At 35.2% G+C, this 2658-nt stretch carries 2 protein-coding genes; one reads left to right on the top strand and one right to left on the bottom strand.

The features are described 5' to 3' along the window. Nucleotides 1–1887: hypothetical protein (locus tag AACV33_RS01420; RefSeq protein ID WP_182700678.1), on the top strand; the 1887-nt coding region annotated here is incomplete at its 5' end. 119 nt (nt 1888–2006) lie between these two features. Here AACV33_RS01420 and AACV33_RS01415 read toward each other — a convergent pair. Next, a partial coding sequence (locus AACV33_RS01415; protein ID WP_182700677.1) for a mechanosensitive ion channel family protein occupies nt 2007–2658 on the bottom strand: 652 nt, incomplete at its 5' end.

Raw genomic sequence — 2658 nt, 5'->3', positions numbered from 1 at the left:
GATAAAACAGATAAAACAGATAAAACAGATAAAACAGATAATCTTATCAAGCCAGAGAAAACCGTCAAACTTGATGGCATAAGTTTGAAATCAATGCTTTATACACAACAACCAGTAAACGACTATGCTAGTCTCGATTCTTTAAAGGTTGTTTTTTCAACCGATAGTATTACGGATCATTCTGAAACTATATCTTGTCAGTGGCTTGTTGGTGAAACAGAGGTTTCAAATAATTGCGAATATGACTTAAAAGAAAACGAACACCTTTTGCCTATTACGGTATCAGCACAACTTAATTATAAAGAACAAGTGACTAAACCATTCGTAAAAACATTCTACAAAGCTTTTCCTCTTCAACAAGTAGATAACAAGTACAGTAAAGTCACCTTATTTAATGATGGCCATGTTCTTGAATGGAATCATATTCTTGATGGTAGCTTTGCTTATCAAGCTGAGAATCATTTTCAAAAAATACCCTCTTCTGATAATAATGAATTTACCTCTATTTATGCTAATTCCAGTGCATTTTCTGGTGTTAAAACGAATGGTGATTTTTATTTATGGGGACCAAAGAATATACAGAGTGAAGTATTAATTAACGCAATCAATCTTGAAAGCGTTAAAAAAGTTAATTCTGCGAATACCTATTTCTCAATATTAACTAATGTTGGTAATGTTTATGTCATTGGTAGTACTAATCACATGAACAAAAAACTGGGTATTGATAATGTCATTGATATTTTAACCAGCGAAAGCAGCACAGTGCTCCAGACAGAAGAAGGCAAAGCTTGCTTACTTGAAGACACCGGAAAAATATCATGTACCGATATACAAGGAGATATCACTCACCTTGTCGAATTAAAATATGATTATAAAGGTAACTATGCCCTTTTAACGGATCAAGGTTATCTGTATCAATGGGGGAAATTAGCAAAAACACAAGGTGAGTTAGTTAGCCAAAACGTAACTAACATCATCGCAAATGATAGTGCTTTTGCCTTTCTAAAATCAGATGGAACCGTTGATACATGGGGAAGCAGAACCAAAGGGGGGGCATTTATTTATGACTATTATAGTTTTGAGCAAGTTTACTTTAAAGCAAGTAAAAAATGTGTCCCTGAATTACTTGATGATTATGCTCCATATGGTGATGACCCAGACTATGAGTTTGATCCTGATTATGAACCAGCCTATGATCCTATCTGTGGTAAAGGCTACAAACAGATTTCTATTCCTGCCGCTTATGCGCCAGAAAAAAAACACTCCGAGCATAAATTAGAGACGAAGCTAACGAATGTAAAAAAAATCGTCGGAGCTTCTGGATCTTTTGCTGCACTCACATTTGATGGTGACGTCATTACATGGGGTACGATTTTTAGTGGCGGTAATATCTATTCTGAACAAGTAAAGCAAGTCGACAAATTAATCAATATTATCGATATAACAACTAACACAAATGGTTATACCGCAATACGTAAAGATGGACATATCATCTCATGGCAAGGTATATGGGATATCAATGCAGAAGTTACGTTTGGCGAATACATTAAATATTATTATTATGATGAAAACAGACCAAACCACATTAAGTTTTCTGATGCAAATTTCCTTGTATCAAAAGAGGATATATCCGCATTTAACGCGAACGGTGGCGCTTACTTGCTTACCAGAGTCTTTCTACGAGAACCATCACCCCACTTCCTCCTTGATACATGGGGGTTCCAACAGTCTGGTGGCGGTTTAAGAAGTAAAAAATTACCAGGTAAGGTTGAAAAAGTATTTTCTCGTGATGCCGGTTTTACTATTTATACCGATCAAGGCAATATTTATGACATCAATTCCGATTACGATATAACTAAAATTAAACAAATAAATCACGTTAATTAATCGTAATAAAGCCAGTAAGATCACGACCCTTATTGGCTTTATTTATTATAAACCTGAATGCCCCTTCTTCTATTTAAACGTCATAAATAAACGATTGGTATAACCGTCCTAGCTCAATTCTATTTCTTTTGAATTGCTATCGTTGGAGGCATAATGTCTTCTTTTCTAAATTCTTGCATTACACGTAAAGTAATATCGGTTTCGAATAACTTTTCTAATTTAATATCAACAACATAAGCTTTACACGTAAGTTGGATCACCAGATAATTTTCTGTAATCGTTTGTTTAACTAAAACAACGACTGGTTTTGGTAAATGAATATACCGACTTGAAGATGCAGCCTCTTGTATAATATCCCGTGCCTTATTAATATCCTGATCCATTCCAATATAAAAAGGGATCACAACCTGCATATCAATCCCACCATAATTTCCACTCACGGTTACGTCATTTAAAAATTTATTATTCGGTATCGTTACAATGTCATCATTAAGTGTTTGCATTCGTACTGACCGTAGACCTATCGCAATAATGTCTCCATAATGCCCCTCAAAAGTGACGCGGTCACCTACTTGGAATGGACGATCTATCATAACCGTTAACCCTGCAATGAACGATGCGGTTAAATCTTTTAATGCAAAACCTACGGATACTGCAATCGTTCCTCCAATGAGTGCAAGTACGCGATCATCAACTCTAAAACTCAACATAAAGATAGCAACCGCCGTCGACATATAAATAAAGAATTGAAAGAAAGATTGCAGTTTTTGC

This window comes from Aliivibrio sp. SR45-2, from assembly GCF_963890165.1.
GTDB lineage: Bacteria > Pseudomonadota > Gammaproteobacteria > Enterobacterales > Vibrionaceae > Aliivibrio > Aliivibrio salmonicida.
The sequence above is the reverse complement of the archived record's forward strand: the minus strand, read 5'-3'. Positions and strand labels throughout refer to the sequence as shown.